This is a genomic window from Campylobacter mucosalis (assembly GCF_013372205.1).
In the GTDB taxonomy this organism is placed as follows: Bacteria; Campylobacterota; Campylobacteria; order Campylobacterales; family Campylobacteraceae; genus Campylobacter_A; species Campylobacter_A mucosalis.
In genome coordinates this window covers 1302812-1320273 of the sequence record NZ_CP053831.1, presented here as the reverse complement: position 1 = coordinate 1320273, position 17462 = coordinate 1302812, and the positions used below count along the sequence as shown (strand labels likewise).

Annotated in this window: 13 protein-coding genes; 7 read left to right on the top strand and 6 right to left on the bottom strand. The window is 37.6% G+C overall.

Translation table 11 applies throughout. The features are described 5' to 3' along the window. The first annotated feature begins 280 nt into the window (after positions 1–280). Positions 281–4813, top strand: a complete 4533-nt coding sequence (locus tag CMCT_RS06870; protein WP_034969171.1) for a retention module-containing protein — start codon at positions 281–283, stop codon at positions 4811–4813. Between the two features lie 35 nt (positions 4814–4848). On the opposite strand, the gene CMCT_RS09460 is transcribed toward CMCT_RS06870, so the two are convergent. Beyond that, entirely contained in the window at positions 4849–5094 is a 246-nt protein-coding gene (locus CMCT_RS09460) for a SelT/SelW/SelH family (seleno)protein (protein ID WP_257791967.1), read from the bottom strand. Between the two features lie 86 nt (positions 5095–5180). Here CMCT_RS09460 and CMCT_RS06860 point away from each other — a divergent pair, with 86 nt between their 5' ends. From CMCT_RS06860 to dnaE, 6 genes are all read left to right on the top strand, one after another. Beyond that, positions 5181–5744 carry a DJ-1 family glyoxalase III gene (locus CMCT_RS06860; RefSeq protein WP_034969173.1) on the top strand — a complete coding sequence of 188 codons (564 nt, stop codon included), beginning with the start codon at positions 5181–5183 and terminating at the stop codon, positions 5742–5744. Next, on the top strand, positions 5737–5817 hold the full coding sequence (locus tag CMCT_RS09605) for a VOC family protein (protein ID WP_425321204.1): 81 nt from the start codon (positions 5737–5739) through the stop codon (positions 5815–5817). The genes CMCT_RS06860 and CMCT_RS09605 overlap by 8 nt, the downstream gene beginning before the upstream one ends. A gap of 56 nt (positions 5818–5873) precedes the next feature. Further along, complete coding sequence (locus CMCT_RS09325; RefSeq protein ID WP_244948640.1) at positions 5874–6041, top strand: VOC family protein; 168 nt, start codon at positions 5874–5876, stop codon at positions 6039–6041. A gap of 118 nt (positions 6042–6159) precedes the next feature. After that, a complete protein-coding gene (locus CMCT_RS06850) occupies positions 6160–6405 on the top strand; it encodes an RNA recognition motif domain-containing protein (RefSeq protein WP_034969176.1) in 246 nt (81 codons plus the stop codon). Beyond that, on the top strand, positions 6383–7243 hold the full coding sequence (locus tag CMCT_RS06845) for a glutamate--tRNA ligase family protein (RefSeq protein ID WP_034969179.1): 861 nt from the start codon (positions 6383–6385) through the stop codon (positions 7241–7243). The genes CMCT_RS06850 and CMCT_RS06845 overlap by 23 nt, the downstream gene beginning before the upstream one ends. Positions 7244–7269: 26 nt before the next feature. After that, positions 7270–10863: a DNA polymerase III subunit alpha gene (dnaE, locus tag CMCT_RS06840; RefSeq protein WP_034969181.1), complete on the top strand. Its 3594-nt coding sequence runs from the start codon at positions 7270–7272 to the stop codon at positions 10861–10863. A gap of 2 nt (positions 10864–10865) precedes the next feature. Here dnaE and CMCT_RS06835 read toward each other — a convergent pair whose 3' ends face one another. From CMCT_RS06835 to der, 5 genes are all read right to left on the bottom strand, one after another. Next, complete coding sequence (locus CMCT_RS06835; RefSeq protein ID WP_034969184.1) at positions 10866–13235, bottom strand: tetratricopeptide repeat protein; 2370 nt, start codon at positions 13233–13235, stop codon at positions 10866–10868. Beyond that, a complete protein-coding gene (gene serS, locus CMCT_RS06830; protein ID WP_034969186.1) occupies positions 13235–14470 on the bottom strand; it encodes a serine--tRNA ligase in 1236 nt (411 codons plus the stop codon). Before serS ends, CMCT_RS06835 begins: the two co-directional genes overlap by 1 nt. 70 nt (positions 14471–14540) lie before the next feature. Continuing rightward, positions 14541–15503, bottom strand: a complete 963-nt coding sequence (trpS, locus tag CMCT_RS06825) for a tryptophan--tRNA ligase (protein WP_034969188.1) — start codon at positions 15501–15503, stop codon at positions 14541–14543. 14 nt (positions 15504–15517) lie between these two features. Next, positions 15518–16039 carry a shikimate kinase gene (locus CMCT_RS06820; RefSeq protein WP_169776927.1) on the bottom strand — a complete coding sequence of 174 codons (522 nt, stop codon included), beginning with the start codon at positions 16037–16039 and terminating at the stop codon, positions 15518–15520. Further along, positions 16026–17405, bottom strand: coding sequence for a ribosome biogenesis GTPase Der (gene der / locus CMCT_RS06815; protein WP_034969190.1), 1380 nt, complete (start codon positions 17403–17405; stop codon positions 16026–16028). Before der ends, CMCT_RS06820 begins: the two co-directional genes overlap by 14 nt. Between the last annotated feature and the right edge of the window lie 57 nt (positions 17406–17462).

Genomic DNA, 17462 nt, shown 5'->3' with positions numbered 1-17462 from the left:
TCCTTAAATTATTGTAGAAATCACAATGGTATTTTACCCCCCCCACTTAAAGTAATGTTAAAATTTATAATGCTTTTTAAATAAAGTTTTACTTTTTGATGTTTTTTGGGTGTAGAGATTGACTGAAATTTCAATCTACTTTTCATTAAATTTTATATGACATATTAAGAAATTAACGGGCTTTATAGTATAGTTGTGCATGGGCACAATTGACGAACCCCCCCCCCATTTGATATAATCCGACCCTTTATAATAAGAATTAATAAAAAAGGAATATGTAATGTTATTGCAAGTTGGAGTGGTAAAACAACTAAGTGGTTATGCTTTGGCAGTTGGTACAAATGGAAATCAAAGGATTTTGCAAGTAGGAGATGCCGTATTTGCAGGTGAGGTTGTAAAGACGATTGGAAACACAAATGCTGTATTGTCGATGGATAACGGCAAACAAATGGATATAGGAGCAAGTGATAGTGTTTTGCTAGATTCTAGTGTGACACAAGATAGTGGCTTTGGGCAAGATGCTGTAGTTGCTGATCTTGCTGATTTACAAAAGGTAATTTTAGCAGGTATCGATCTTTCTAACCTAGAAGAAACCGCAGCGGGTAGCAGTGCTGGTAGTGGGGAAGGTGGTACTGCTCAGATAAATCCAGCGTACTTTGCAGATGGTGGACACTATTCAAATGTAAATGCGGATTATAGAGATTTAGGCACTTTTGGCGATGATGGAGTAGCTTGGTTTACTAGCATAGGTGGTGCACCTAACGACACTCAAGATATTGATGGCAACAAGAGTTCTATCGCGACTAACCCAAAAGATGCTAAAGGCGGCTTTGCTATTCCTAGTGTCCTAGCAGATTCAAAAGACACTCCTGATACAATAAAAGACAAAATAAGTAGTAGTGGTGGAGCTGTTGAGGGTAATGATAAGGATAAGGATGTTATTTCATTTAAAGTGGATCCAGGTACGCCCGCAACTACAGTGGCTTATAGCGTTATAAGCGGCACAGCTGGTGATGATGATTACTCTAAAGTTAAAGTAGATAGTAATTGGCCTACTGATGGTATAGATGTATCAACTTTAACAGATAAGATAAACATCAAGGTGAGTGCTGACACAGATACTATTGACGGTAAGATTGTCATGAATGTTTCAGAGGAGGGTTTAGCTGGTGGCATTAAAGATACTAGGGGTGATAGCGATGCTACGGATAGCGCAACGACGGTAAAAACAATTGCCGCAGAAAGTTCTAGTGCGGTTAAATTTGCATTTGTAGCTCCAAGCAACACAGATAGTGGTTTGAAATCAGGTGGAGTAACGGTAGTATGGGAGAAATCAGACGATAACACCATGATAGGTAAAGCTGGTAGTGAAGAGGTGCTAAAAGTCACACTAAATGCAAACACAGGCGAAGTAAATGCGGTCCTAAACAAGCCTATTGATCACTCAGTAAACGAAAAATATACTGTAAAAAATGTCGAAGATATCCTATCTACATCTTTAAAAGTTAAGGCTACAAATACATTTGGCTCGACAGCTGAAGCTGATATTAAGATAAATATCGAAGATGATTCGCCAGAGTTTTATGTAGATGCCACAAAAGATATAGAAGTTACTTTTGCTGAGCAGGTAAATGCCACGCTTGTGCTTGACTTTTCTGCAAGTATGCTTTGGGGTATAAATGATGACCCTAATAAGGATACTGAAAGAAAGAACTATAAAACTAGCGAAAAGGATACGAGGTTAGAAATTGCCAAAGAGAAAATTTTAAAGATGCTTGATGAGTATCAGGAGCTTGGTAGTGATAATGTAAAGATTAGTATTGTTGGATTTGCAAAAACTGCAAAAGTCCTAGACTCAAATGGTCAAACGTGGATGAGTATAGCCGAAGCTAAAGATATTATAAATAAAGAATATGCTTATGATAAGTTAAAGAGTTTATGGGATAATGTTAATCTTGATATAGGCGCTGGCACAAACTATGATGCGGCACTTGCTGTGGTAATGGATAAATTTAAAGATAGCGGCAAATTAAGTGGTAATGCTAAAAATAAACTATACTTCATATCTGATGGCGAGCCAACTGTTAGCGATGGATCTGCAGGTACTTTGACAAACCAAGGTGGCTCTAAAGCAGATAATGGCATTGGCGAAGCGGAGGAGGCTATTTGGAAAAAATTTCTTGTAGATAACAAAATCGATTCTGATGCGTTTATGTTAAGTAAAGATGTTAAGCAAGCAGACCTCAATCCTATCGCTTATGACGGCATAAACAATAAAGATAAAAATGCTAGACTATTTGAAGATCTAAAATTTGAAGTAGCTTTGGCAATGGGTAAAATTGCTCATAAAGATAGCGCTCTTGATAGTGACGGCGTAGATTTTGCATTTGGTGCAGATGGTGCAAAAGAGGTATCTATAACTATAAATGATAATGGCACAAAGGGTATAAAATACACTTATGATTTTGCTACTGATACTATTACACCCAATACTAGCGCGACTATTAAGGGCTCAAAACTTACTATCACAACAAAAGAGGGCTCAAAACTTACTATTGATATGAAAGATGGTAGTTATGAGTATAACGCTAGCCAAGGCGTTGCAAAATCTGGTGGTAAAGAGACTATCGGTATAACATACGAAGTAGTAGATAAAGATAATGATGGCAAAGGGAATGAAAAAACTACAACACTTAACTTCAAATCTAGTCTACCAAGCATCGTTCTAGATAGCTACGAAGATAGCGTAAGCCGTGTCCTAAAAGCAGGCAGTAATAGTCCCGTGACCATAGATGGTGCTAGTGCTAAGATTACGGTAGATAACTCTAACGTAGGAACATCTAAGGTTGCTCTAACCAACGACGCTACACCTGTTCTTGTGTTTAACATAAACGCGCAAGAGAGTGGATTTGTTAGTCTGTTAAATTCTAATGGCACTTATGTTGTATCTAATGCCGCCTTTAGCAAAGGTGATAAAGCTATTAAGATCACAATAGGAGCTGACGGAAGAGCTGAGTCGTATGCTACGACTTCTGATGGCGTTACATGGAACACCACATCAGTTCATCCAGATGATAAAGTCAAAATCTCTGCACTAGATTTAAAAGAGGAAAATGATAAATTTAGAGCCGAGATAACTACTAAAGGTGGAAAAAGTGTTGTTGATGTTGTGGTAAATTTAGATATCACACCTGATACGATACAAAATTTAGATGCGTCATTTACGAAAAAAGACTCATCTTACAACCTAGACTTTAAAGGCAACGTTTCTGATACACAAAATGACAACGCAGCAAATACATCTAAAACAGTTAAGATTATAGACCTAGATGATTTAGATAATCCAACAACTGCTAGTGTTGACTCAAATGGCGACTTTGTTAATAGTATTACTGGTATAACAGAGGGTAAAAACTACCTAGTAGAGCATACTGATGCCGCTGGTAACGTCACTAGAGAAACATATACGATTATCAAAAATAGCGGTCTTGACGTTGATATGTATTTTTACAACTACCGAGATAAGCTTGTTATGACTAGTGAAGAAAAAAACGGCGAGTCAGGCTATATTCAAACAGGAGATAACTACAAAAAATGGTTAGACAAGAAAGAGCCAAGTGCAACAGCTACGGCAGATAAGCTAAGCTTTGGATCTAGCGCTATGGGTAAGACCAATGGCGATATAGATGTAAATGAAACTGCGAAATTTACACCAAATAACTATACTCTAAGAGAAGCACTGCCTGTTGGCACGGATGTTATAGTGAAAATGGATGGATATATATACATAGACGCACCTGGTGTTTATTATTTTAAAACGAGCGGTCATAATAACAAATCTACTTTGTGTATTGATGGCAAGACCATAACAAGTACAGTATTTCAATCAAATCCTGTCGATGGTTCTTTAGTTCCTGCGACTGGCTCGTTTAATGCCGCAAAAGCTGGATTTTATAAGATAAGCGTTGATTATGTTGATATGGAAGGTACTGCTGCTTTAAATATAGATGTAAGCAAGACAGACGGTTCTAATTATAAAACCGTTGGCACTACTGGAAGTGGCACACATCTATACAGTAATAGTTATGTTAAAGCACTGGAACAAAATGGTAAAATTTCTGCAGATATTTCATCTACATCAGATTCTAGTATTAGCAGTGATAATATATCTAAAAACAAAGCATTTATACCAAATGGTTCGTTTAATTCTTCGTCAAACGACCTTATCGGTTTAAAGCAAAATGAAAATACGATAGAGGGTAGCAACCTAGATGAGAAATTTGTATATGATACAAACAAAACAATCGACGCAAAAGGTGGTACAGATACGCTAATCGTGATGGATAACATCGACTTTACAAAAGTTGCAGATCTTAATAAGAAACTAAACAGTTTTGAAAAGATCCAAATGGGCGCAAACGGCAAAGATGGCGCTGTTGAGATGACTTTAGACGCAAGAAGTTCCCTAGATATCATCGATAGTGTTGTTACTAAAAATAAAGTTATCGATATAAATGGCGGTAGTAATAGCACGATAAGTCCAAAACCTATTGAGAATGTAAGTGCAAGTGATAAGAGCGTTAATACTGTTCTTAAGATTGTAGGCGACCAGCACGATGTTTTAAAGCTAAAAGGATTTAAGCAATTAACTGAACAAAATGAGTTAAAAATGCTAAATGATAAGCATAATGTAGTAGGCGATAAGGAAAATCAAGTAGATACAAACAAAAGCAACGTCTATAAATGTGAGTCAAACGGCGAAACCGTTTATATCGAAGCAGATAAAAACATAAAGGTTGAGATCGACATCTAGTAAAAAAAAGGGGGGGGGCGTTAAGCCCCTTTATCTTAAGAGACTTTGGCCCTAATAAGAGCAGTTATCTCATTTGCATTTGGAAATCTGGCTTCATTTGTGCCAACCAAATCTTTTTTTGAAAAAATGATGTCGCCATCAACTTCAACGATGAAATTTCCACCGCTTCCTATAACCTTTTCAACCTTGATATCGTCGAAATTTTTAAGAAGTTCATCTTCTACACGAGAAGCTACTGGACGATAGTTTCAAGAGTTGCAGTAAGTGATTTTTACTTGCATTTTCTATCCTTTCTTGAAAAATCAAAAGCATTTTATATAAATTTAATAAATAGTTGTAAAATGGCCTGAAATTTAAAGGAGATAGTATGAAAAGCGTTGCGATACTTTTAGCTGATGGATTTGAAGAGATTGAGGCACTGGCTACGGCTGATATTTTGCGTAGAGCTGGTGTGGCTGTTAGCCTTGTTGGAGTTAACCAAAATTTTGTCAGAGGCACTCACGATATCATCGTAAAAAGCGATATCACGCTAGATGAGTTTGGTGATAAGAGCTTTGATATGATTGTTTTGCCAGGTGGTTTGCCTGGTGCTTCAAATCTTGCTTTAAATAAAAATGTGATTGAGATTGTGCGTGATTTTGACTCAAAGGGGAAATTTCTAGCTGCCATTTGTGCCGCGCCAATGGTGCTTGGCGAAGCTGGTGTGCTAAAAGATAGCTTTACTTGCTATCCTGGTTTTGAGAGTAACATCAAAGCAGGTAGCGCAAAATACACAAGCGAAAAAAACGTGGTAAAAGATAAAAATATCATCACTGCAAAAGGACCTGCCCTATCGCTGGAATTTGCCTTGTTTATCGTAAGTGAGCTAACTAGCAAACAAACAAGCGACAGCCTAAAGAGCGACTTACTACTTGAGCTTGTAAATGCTTGATATTACTGGGCTTGATCATCTTGTGCTTACCGTTAGCGATATTAGTCGTTCGGTAGAGTTTTATACGAGATAAAGCCACACGCCATAAATCCAACCTGTGGTAGTGCTGATTTGTGTTTTGTAACTAAAATGGATATAAATTTAGTAAAAGAGAGATTGCTACAAAATAATATCAAGCTTGATAGCGACATAGTCCAAAGAACTGGTGCTTTGGGGCAAATTTTATCCATTTACATAAGAGATCCGGATCTAAATTTAATAGAGATATCCCAGTATGTTGATAAGAAAAATTCCTAAATTTTACACGTTTTTTATTAAAATTTTGATTTTTTCTTAAAAATTTACACCTTTTTTTGAAATTTTAGATATGATTAAGAGAACCGAAATTTTTCGGAAAATTTTTAAAGGATTTCTTGTGAATATTTATGTGGGGAATTTGTCATATCGTATGACAGAATCAGAACTTAGGGGGGCTTTTGAGCCATTTGGCGAGGTTGTACGTGCAAAGATAGTAAAAGACAGAGAGACAAACAGATCAAAAGGTTTTGGTTTTGTCGAGATGCCTGATGATGATGCAGCAAAAAGAGCTATTGAGGAGCTAAACAACAAAGAGGTTAGCGGACGTGCTCTAAGAGTTAATGAGGCTAAACCAAGAGACTAATAAACAAGGCCGCTATCTTTGGCGGCCAATCTCACGCATAGCACCGACTCCAAGCGGTTATCTACACGCTGGAAATGCTATAAATTTCATCATCACATATCTTTTTACACGCTCACAAAACGGCTTTTTGCACCTTAGGATTGATGATTATGATTTAGTGCGTTATAAAGATGAGTATGTTTTAAATATATTTGATGTTTTGGAGTTTTTAAGGCTTGATTATGACGCAGGGGCTAGGAATTTAGCGGAGTTTCGCTCAAAATTTAGCTCAGCCTTTAGAAGCGAAATTTACAAACAAGCGGTTAAAAATTTAAAAGATACATATTTTTGCAGTTGCTCTAAACACACGCCAAATGCTTATAAAAACGGCATTTACACTGGAATTTGTAGAGATAAAAATTTGCCATTTATCTCAGGTCAGACTGCTTTAAAGATAAAGTGTGAGCTAAATTTGGGCGATTTTGTGCTTTTTAGAAAGGACGGATTTGTGGCTTACAATTTTGCAAGTGTCGTTGATGACGAGCTTTTAGGCGTAAATTTCATAGTTCGTGGAGCTGATTTATTTGAGTGTTCACAGGCTCAAAAATTTTTAGCCAACAAGCTAAATTACAAATTTCAAAACTGCGAAATTTTACACCACGAGCTTTTAAAAAAAGATGGCATTAAACTAAGCAAAAGCCAAAAAGCACCACCGATAAATCTAAAAGAAAGCCCACAAATTTACTATAAAATGGTAGCTAAAATGCTTGGTTTAAACCCAAAATCAAGTCAAAATTTAAACACCTTGCTTGAAGAGTTTAAAGAGCAAAAAAGCCAGTTATTAGCTAAATTTTGTTAATATTTTTCTGGTTAAAAAGGAAAAATATGAGCACATTTACACATCTACATCTACATACAGAATACTCGCTACTTGACGGCGCAAACAAGGTAAAAGAACTAGCTGCCACGCTAAAAGAGCAGGGCGTAAAAAGCGTCGCCATAACAGATCACGGCAATATGTTTGGAGCGATAGACTTTTATAAAACGATGAAAGATAAAGGCATAAAACCACTCATAGGTATTGAAGCTTACGTACATAATCAAGATGAGCTTGGCGATAAAAGCACAAAACAACGCTTTCACTTAATCCTAATCGCAAAAAACCAAACTGGATACAAAAATTTAATGTATCTTAGCTCGATGAGCTATATCGAGGGTTTTTACTACTATCCGCGTATAAATAAAAAGCTACTTCGTGAGCATTCAGAGGGGCTTATATGCACGGCGGCTTGTTTACAGGGCGAGGTTAGTTGGCATCTGAATTTAAGCGAGAGAAATCTGAAATTTGGCGCAAAAGGATATGAGAGAGCAAAGGAGGTCGCGCTTGAGTATAAGGAAATTTTTGGCGATGACTTTTATCTTGAGATAATGCGTCACGGCATAGGCGATCAAAGGCGTATCGACGATGATATTTTGCGTATCGCAAAGGAGACTGGCATAAAGATCATTGCTACAAACGACACTCACTATACATTTAAAGAAAGAGCCGACGCACACGAGGTTTTTATGTGTATAGCGATGAACAAAAACCTAGATGACCCAAACCGCCTAAAACATAGCGTTCACGAATTTTATGTAAAGACTTCAGAGCAAATGAAAGAGCTATTTTTAGATGTTCCAGAGGTTATAGAAAATACTCAAGAAATAGTAGATAAATGTAATCTTGAGATAAAGCTAGGCGACGCGACACCGCCAAATTTTAAATTTACCATTGAATATGCTAGGGAGCGTGGCATAGAGCTACCTGAGCCAAATGAGCGTTATAGCTTTAAAAATGACGCTGTATTTTTTGAGTATGAGTGTTGGCGTGGTTTAAATGAGCGTTTAAAATTCGTCCCTACCGAGCAGCACGAACTTTATAAAGAGCGTCTTAAGCGTGAGATTGAGATTATAAATAAGATGAATTTCCCAGGCTATATGATAATCGTTTGGGATTTTATAAATGAAGCTAAGAAGCGTGGTGTGCCTGTTGGTCCAGGCAGGGGCTCGGCAGCTGGTTCGCTTGTGGCTTACTCGCTTCGTATCACAGACCTTGATCCGATACCTTATAGTTTGCTTTTTGAGAGATTTTTAAATCCAGAGCGTGTAAGTATGCCAGATATCGACGTGGATTTTTGTCAGACAAGGCGTGGCGAGATTATTGATTATGTGATTGAAAAATACGGCAAATTTAACGTTGCGGGTGTTATTACATTTGGTAAGTTACTCGCAAAAGGCGTTATACGCGATGTCGCTAGGGTTTGTGGTATGCCTTATGCTGAGGCTGACGCTATGGCAAAGCTAATACCTGACGAGCTTGGTATAACGCTAAAAGACGCCTATGAAAAAGAGCCAAAGATAAAGGAGCTTATAGAAAGTAACGTAAATGCTTCTAGGGTTTGGAAATTTGCACTTGACCTTGAAAACCTAAACCGCAATGCCGGTCAACACGCAGCTGGTGTTGTGATATCAAATGAAGAGCTGTGGTATAAAACACCGCTATTTCGTCAGCCAAATAGCGAGGAAAACCATTACGTAACGCAGTATAGCCTTAAATATCTTGAGGATGTTGACTTAATCAAATTTGACTTTTTGGGGCTAAAAACTCTGACCGTTATCGATAATGCGATTAAACTTATAAAACAGCGTTTTAACAAAGATATAGTGTGGGAGCAGATCGATAAAAACGATCAAAAAGTCTATAAGATGATACAAAGTGGCGATGCGATTGGCATTTTCCAAATAGAAAGCGAGGGTATGAGAAAGCTTGGCACTAGCCTAAGACCTGACTGCTTTGAAGATATCGTTGCGATGCTTGCTCTTTATCGTCCAGGTCCTATGGAGAGCGGTATGCTTGATGACTTTGTTAAGCGTAAGCATGGCGAGGCGGCGATTACTTACGCGTTTAATGAGCTTGAGCCGATTTTAAGCCCAACTTACGGCGTTATCGTATATCAAGAGCAGGTTATGCAAATCGTGCAGACCATAGGCGGTTTTAGCCTTGGTGGGGCTGATTTGGTGCGTCGTGCAATGGGTAAAAAAGATCCGGAGCTTCTTCAAAAACAAAAAGATTTGTTTGTAGACGGAGCCATTAAAATGGGCTTTGACAGCCAAAAATCAGGCGATTTATTTGACCTGATTTTAAAATTTGCGGGTTATGGATTTAATAAATCTCACTCAGCTGCTTATGCTTACGTGACGTTTCAAACGGCGTATTTAAAGGCTTATTATCCAGCTGAGTTTATGGCGGCACTTTTAACAAGCGAAGAGAATAACACTGATAAAATCGTAAAATATATAGATGAGGCAAAGCGTTTAAAAATAGAGCTTTTACCACCGGATATAAACCGCTCATATAGAGAATTTAGCGTTGTAAATTCTAACGGAGTGGATAAGATAATTTACGGCTTTGGCGCATTAAAAGGCGTTGGCGAAGGTGCCGTTGAGAGTATTGTTTGCGAGAGAAAGAATGGCGAGTTTTTAAATTTAGATGATTTTGCTTCCCGGGTTGATTCTTTTAAGATAAACAGAAAAGTTATTGAAAGTCTTATAAAATCAGGAGCTCTTGATAGCTTTGGGTTTACTAGACTGGCACTTATGAATAATATTGAAAATACTATCGAAGCGTGTAAAAATGCTGGAACTTTGCGTAAAAATGCTAGCGAGAGCCTGTTTGGCGAAGATGAGAGTATGAATGAAGTAAGGGTAAATTTTATCGCTACTAGTGATGAGTATGGCAAAAAAGAGATTTTAAAATTTGAGCAAGAGATAGTTGGCATCTATCTTTCAGGACACCCGCTTGATGAGTATAAAGAGCAAATTTCAAAGATAAATTACACACTAAGCTCGGATTTTGAGAGTTTGCCACAGAGTGCTGAGATAATGATTGTTGGCAAGATAGAGGATTTTGCTACTCGTATCACAAAAAGCGGTAAAAGAATGGGGACGATAAACGTGCTTGACTTTCACGGAAGTGTTGAGATAGCGATATTTGCAAATGAGCTTGATGAGGTTGAGGAGATTTTTAAAGATAGTGATAAAAAGGATCTGCCTTACGCATTTTTAGTAAATATTAGCAAAGATGATCAATTTGTAAGGATAAAGCTAAATAAAATTTTAAGCATACAAGAGGCAGTAGATGCTGACTTTAAGGTAAAAGAGATAAAACAGCGAAATTACGGCAAATTTGAGAAAAAACAGGCTGAAAAACAGGAAAAAAGCTTGAGTGAATACGCCGTTTTAGAGCTGGTTTTAAGCTTAGAGCAGTTAAGCAGAGAAATTTTGGCTAAAATTTATACGCTGAGTCAGGCAGAAACAAACAAAGAAAACTCAAAACGCCTCGTTATTAAGATAAAAAAGGACACCCAAACATACATTTACGATACGAGTTTTATCGTAAATGATGACTTTATCCAAAAAGCGATGAGCCTAGCTAGTTAGGCTCATTTGTTAATTAGCATAAAGTCATAAAATTCATTCTTGTGCTCGGTATTGCCGACCTTGTTGTATTGTATAATCGCGGCGTTTATGTTATCTATTTGTTGATATAAAAAGCCAAGTGCCACGCGGTTTTCGATAGCTGACGGGTCGGTTTGGCTTGTTAGCTCAAGTAGGGCAATGGCGTTGTTGTGGCTATTTGCACCAGTTGCTGCGACACTGGCTAGAAACAGCGTATTTGCGTCATCTAGCTTAAACTCATCAATAAGTCTATTGTATACCGCAAAGCTCTCTTTAAATTCATTTGTAAAAATCTGAATGTAAGCCAAGGTTTGAAGCAAATTTACATTTGCCGGAGCGTCTTGTAGCTCTTTTTTTATCTTATCGCGCTCATAAAACAACAAACCTGAAATTTGCAGTAGCTTGATGTATTGCTTTTTAATGATGTTTGCTCCGTGATAAAACGCCATCTCATCAAGCGGTCTGCTCTTAAAGTAAATTTGTATGTTATTTGCATACTGCTTGATACTGCTGTTGCTATTGTTGTTTGCGATGAAATTTAAGATATTTGCCACGATATCGCTTGGCAGATACTCAAGCAGTTTTTGACTCTTTGCCTTCATCACGTCAGAAAACCCAGCTATCCTTGCTATTATCGTATCAAAGGCTAAATTTAGCGTCGTTTCATCTTTTGGCTCTTCAAGGTAGCGTATCATTACGGCTTGATTTTGATTTATAAGTCCCAAAAGTGCGGTGTAGATGTTTGATGGTTGTAAATTCTTATCGCTTTCTAAATTTTCCATAATCTCTGATATAAATTTTGGACTTAAATTTCCATTTATATCGCTCGATATCGCGTAAAACACGCCTGCTAGATAGTTGCTTTGATCAAGATGATAGCTTGATAAAAAGTGTTTTGCAGCTAGGCTAAAATTTCCAAGCTGTGCGTAGGTTAGAGCTAGATTATACTGAAGTATGGAGTGCTCTGGATAGGCTTGTGATAGCTTTTTAAACTGGGCATTTGCCTCTTTTAGCTTGTAGTTTAGAGCGTCGGCAACAGCACCTGAGAGTTTTATATTTATCTCAGAAACATTAAGTCCAGCACCTAGATATTTATTAGCTCCGTCTGTATCGTCTAAAAATAGGCTAACTCCACCTTTTCTAATCTGTGACATAGTTTGCTTAGCGTCAAAAACCTTATATGGTGCAAAGTAAAATATCGTTTCATAACGCCTTACTTTATCAAAAAACATATCATCGTGAAAGTGCGATTGGGCTAAATTTATATCAAAAATTTCAGGATTTAAGGTTGCCTTGATCTTATAAAAACTGCTTGGCATGCTTTTGTTTATATCATAAACTTCTTTGATAAAACCAGCCGCGTCCTTGTAATAGCCCGTTTTTAGATCTATCATCGCTGCCGTCATCTTTATGAGATCTATTTGTGTCGTATTTTTAGTAGCTTTTGCCAGATGATCTCTTGCCTTGCTAAAATCCGCCTTTTTTGCATAAAGCTGAGCTAAAACGATGTTTGTATCAAATTCTTTTATCCCAATCAATTTTGATATAGCCTCATCATCTCGTCCTAAGGCGGTTAAAATTTTAGCCGATAGATACGCGTATTTGTCTTTATAGTGTTCGCTACTTGGGTGATTTAGTGCGTGAAGTGCCTCGATATAGTTGCTCTTGTAGTAGTTTATCAGGGCAAAATAGTAGCTATAAAGTGGCGAGTTTGACTCGTTTTGTAAAAATGAGTTTGCAAGTTCTATGTAGTAGTTGAAATTTTGCATATTGCCAAGCTCAAGCGAACAAACTGCAGCATTTATGGCTGAAACACTTGTATTTTCTCTGTCTTGTATTGCCTTTGAAAATGAGGCTATAGCTTCATCACAACGCCCCTGTTTCATCTGCGAAACGCCTAAATTGTAGCTTGATAGGGCTTGATTGTAAGTGGCTATGTTTTCATAAATTTTAAGAGCTTCAAATTTGTTACCTTTTTCATAAAGCTGGTTTGCCTTATTTATCATATCATCGATTTTTGAAGCCTTAAAATCTTGCGTTTTGTAGCTTTGCTCTACCTTTTGTATGATCTCTTGTGCTTGAGTTAGTTTTTTATCTTTTTTAAGAAGCACCACGATTAGCACGATGATGATCAAAATAGCAACAAAAGCCACTGCACCTATGATGATTAGCTTTTTTTTGTTTGGTTTTTTTTCATCTTTTTGTGGCTCTTTTGGCTGCTCATCATCTTGCTTGTTGTCATCTATAAGCTCGTTTATCGAAACTATTTCGTCGCTACTGCTACCTGATTGACTCTCATCTTCGCTATCGTTTGAAGCCTTAAGAACCAGCGTTTCTTCGTCACTTTGTGGCACTACATATACCTTTTAAGCACAGCTGGAATTTCAATAGACCCGTCTGCTTTTTGATAGTTTTCTACTATTGCAATTAGCGTCCTACCAACGGCTAGGCTTGATCCGTTTAGCGTATGAACTAGGGCGTTTTTGCCGTCTTGCTTGTAGCGGATTTTAGCACGTCTTGCTTGAAAATCACGCGTGTTTGAAACCGAGCTTATTTCTCTATATTTATTTTGCCCCGGTAGCCACACTTCAAGGTCAATGGTCTTTGCCGCACCAAAACCTAAATCTCCGCTACAAAGTAGCATATGTCGGTGTGCTAAACCAAGAGATTTTAGCAAATCCGAAGCACAATCAACCATCTCTTGTAAAATTTTCTCGCTATCATCTGGATGAGTTATGCTTACTAGCTCTACCTTTTCAAACTGGTGCTGACGTATCATACCTCGTGTATCACGACCCGCACTGCCTGCTTCTTTTCTAAAACAAGCCGAGTAGCAAGTCATTTTTATTGGTAAATTACTAGCGTCAATAATCTCGTCGTTGTAGATATTTGTTACTGGCACCTCGCTAGTTGGGATAAGATACAAGTCCTCATCATCAACCTTATAAAGGTCGTCTTTAAATTTTGGTAGCTGACCAGTGCCATAAAGCGTGTTTGCATTTACCAAAAATGGCACATTTACAAGCTCAAAGCCACGGGCTTGGTTAAAATCAATCATATAATTTACCAGTGCACGGCTAAGTCTAGCCATTTCGCCCCTTAAAATCGTAAAGCGTGAGCCTGAAATTTTTGCCCCACGCTCAAAGTCAAGCTCTGGCGTTAGCTCATAATGAGCTTTTGGCTCAAAGTCAAAAATTGGGGGTGTTAAAACCTCTTTTATGCAGACATTGTCGTTTTCGTCATCGCCTAGCGGGACATCATCGTCAATGATATTTGGCACACAACTAGCGATCTCATCAAGTTTTGCTTCTAAAATTTTAACCGCTTCGTTTTGTTTTATAATCTGCTCTTTATTTTTGCTAAGCTCGTCTTTTAGGGCTGTTGTATCGGCTTTGTTTCTTGCTAGTTCGCCAAGCTCCTTACTCTTTGCATTTTGAAAGGACTGCAAATTTTCAAGCTCTAATCGCTCTTTTTTAAGCGTATTAAACGTATCAAGCAACTCTTTTATAAGATCACTGCTTACCTTTTTTGCGTTTAGTTTTGATACAAATTTTTCGTAGTTATTTTCAAGAAGTTTTAGGTTTATCATTGTTTGCCTTTTTTGAGTTGAAATTTTGGTCTATTTTAACAAATTTTGGCTAAAAAATTAGCCAAAAATATTAATAAATCCCAGTTGCTTTTCTTACGTTTTCTATGACTGGCATTGCGATATCTTTTGCTTTTTTTGCACCTTGGCTTAAAATTTGCTCTACTTCATCGGTGTGATTTTTGTAATACTCAAATTTCTCACGTGCCTTGCTAAAATACTCCCAAATTAGCTCATTTAGATACATTTTAAAGTGTCCGTGACCCTCGCCACCACGCTCGTAACGTGCTTTTAGCTCATTTTGTCCGCTCTCGTCTAAAAATAGCTTTGCGATATTATAAACGTTGCAATTTTGCCACTGCTTTGGTGCTTCAAGCGGTTCTGATGTCGTTACAATAGAGCCGATTTGCTTTTTTAAGCCCTTTTGGTCGTTAAAAATTTCAATCGTATTGCCATAGCTTTTACTCATTTTTGCCCCGTCAGTGCCAGGCACAACAGCGACATTTTCATCAACCCTAAACTCAGGTAGTTTTAAAATCTCGCCGTGTTCGTTGTTAAATTTGAGTGCTATATCACGAGCGATCTCAACGTGCTGGATCTGATCTTTACCCACTGGCACGACGTCCGCGCCAAAAAGTAAAATATCAGCTGCCATTAAAACTGGATAGCTAAATAACCCATGATTTGCACTTATGCCCTTTGCGACCTTGTCTTTGTAGCTATGAGCACGCTCAAGCAGTCCCATTGGCGTGTATTGGCTTAGCACCCAGTAAAGCTCTAAGACCTCTTTTATATCGCTTTGCACCCAAAATGTCGCTCTGTTTGGATCTACTCCAAGTGCCAAAAATGCAGCCGCCGCTTCAAGTGTGTTTGCCCTTAAAATTTTAGCGTCCGCAACCGAAGTCATAGCGTGATAGTTTGCTATAAATATAAACATATCCTCGCTATCTTGTGCTTTTATCATCTGTTTTATGCTACCAAAGTAGTTGCCGATGTGAAGTTTTCCGCTTGGCTGAAGACCGGTTAAAGTTCTCATTTTACCTCTTTGTTTTATGATTTGCTGATTATTTTTTTTATCTCTTTTGCTATCTGTTTAGGTGTTTTGTTTTCGACATTTACGATTATATCAGCCTTTTTTTCATAAATTTTTTCACGGCTTTTATAAAGCTCTCTAGCTTTATCTAAATCTTGCAAAAGAGGGCGTTTAGCAAATTTTTTCTCGCTATTCTCGCTATTTTTAAGACGCTCAATTATAAAGTCAAAACCAGCTTTTAGGTAGATTACTCTACCGATTTTATTTAACCCTTTGACATTAACAAACCCACCACCAGTTGAAATAATGGCATTTTTTACATTTTTTGCTAAAAATTTTGCTAAATTTTTCTCAATCGCTCTAAAATGAGCCTCACCCATTGTTTCAAAAATATCTTTAATTTTTAAATTTAAAGAGCTTTCTATAAGATCGTCGCAGTCAAGATTAAATTTCTCAAGATTAACCGATAGTTCCCTTGCTACTGTGCCTTTGCCAACGCCCATAAAACCGATTAATACGATATTTTCACTGCTCTTCATCTTGAACTGCTCCACGTTTTTTAGGTATTAGCACGATAGGTGTTCCGTTAAGCTCGAAATTCTCTCTTAGCTTGTTTGTAAGATAGCGTTTGTAGCTAAAGTGTAGGCATTTTGGCTTATTCATAATGAGTGCTATTTTTGGCGGTGCATAGCCAAACTGCACGGCGTAGTAGATTTTAACCGATTTGCCTTTATCACGCGGTATCGGGTGCGTTCTTGTAGCGTCTTCTATAACGTCGTTTAGTTTTGAGGTTTGAAGTTTTTGTGTGTAGTTTTTATAAACATCGTTTATTAAGCCATAAACCTTATGAATACGCTTCCCACCAAGTGCAGATACGCTAATAATCGGTGCGTAGGCTAGAAATTTAAAGCGATCCCTTAGCTCTTTGCATAGCTCATCAAACTCTATTTGACTTTTATCCCACTTGTTTAAAACAATGATGACACCTAGCTCAAATTTAGTCGCAAGTCCGGCGATACGCTCATCAAGCTCACTTAAAGGCTCAGAACTATCAAGCACGAGTAGTGCAATGTCTGCTTGTTCTAAAATTTTCTCAGTGCGGTTTAGTGCGTATTTTTCAATGCCATCGATTTTACCGCGTTTGCGAATACCAGCAGTATCTACAAACTCATAAATTCTGCCCTCGTGTTCGTAAATTTCATTAACAGGGTCAATCGTAGTCCCTGCTATATCGCTTACAACGGCTCTAGCGTCTTTTACTAGAGCGTTTAAAAGACTGCTTTTGCCGACATTCACACGTCCGATAATGCCTACTTTTATATTTTTTTCATCAAAATTTTCAGGATCAATCTCGCCCTCGTCGTTAAATTCGTCTAAAAAATCATCAAAGTCATCGCTCTCATCAGCTTTTATGAGTGGTGATTTTAAATTTTTAAATATCCATTGATTAAGCTCGTCAATGCCAGTTGCGTGGCTAACTGAAATTTCAAATACAAAATTTGCCCCAAAATTTATAAATTCCCACGCTCTTTGCTCATCTTTTTTGCTATCTACTTTATTTATTACGAGAGCGGTCGGCTTTTTAAGCTTTAAAATTTCGTAAAAAAGAGCCTTGTCCTCATCATCAGGCATAAGTTTGCCGTCTACCATATATATTATGATGTCTGAGTTTTTAGCCTCATTTAGCGTTTTTATTTTGACGTTTCTAAAAAGCTCAGAGCTATCATCAAGCCCCCCGCTATCAACTAGCACACACTCTTTGCCATCAATGTCGATTACGGCTTTGTTTGTATCTCTTGTCGTCCCTGCTATGTCTGAGGTTATCGCGATACGCTCTTTGGCTAGGCGGTTAAATAGCGAACTTTTGCCAACATTTGGCTTTCCAACTAATATAACTTTTTGCACGTTTATCCTTTTAAAAGTGCCATTATACCTTTTTGTTTATAAATTTTAAGCAAGATT

Bases quoted from the DNA above. Each gene is read 5' to 3' on its own strand.
- serS (WP_034969186.1), bottom strand. From the start codon at position 14,470: ATGATAAACCTAAAACTTCTTGAAAATAACTACGAAAAATTTGTATCA.
- trpS (WP_034969188.1), bottom strand. From the start codon at position 15,503: ATGAGAACTTTAACCGGTCTTCAGCCAAGCGGAAAACTTCACATCGGC.
- CMCT_RS09325 (WP_244948640.1), top strand. From the start codon at position 5,874: ATGGATATAAATTTAGTAAAAGAGAGATTGCTACAAAATAATATCAAG.
- CMCT_RS06860 (WP_034969173.1), top strand. From the start codon at position 5,181: ATGAAAAGCGTTGCGATACTTTTAGCTGATGGATTTGAAGAGATTGAG.
- CMCT_RS06845 (WP_034969179.1), top strand. From the start codon at position 6,383: ATGAGGCTAAACCAAGAGACTAATAAACAAGGCCGCTATCTTTGGCGG.
- CMCT_RS09605 (WP_425321204.1), top strand. From the start codon at position 5,737: ATGCTTGATATTACTGGGCTTGATCATCTTGTGCTTACCGTTAGCGAT.
- CMCT_RS06870 (WP_034969171.1), top strand. From the start codon at position 281: ATGTTATTGCAAGTTGGAGTGGTAAAACAACTAAGTGGTTATGCTTTG.
- dnaE (WP_034969181.1), top strand. From the start codon at position 7,270: ATGAGCACATTTACACATCTACATCTACATACAGAATACTCGCTACTT.
- CMCT_RS06820 (WP_169776927.1), bottom strand. From the start codon at position 16,039: ATGAAGAGCAGTGAAAATATCGTATTAATCGGTTTTATGGGCGTTGGC.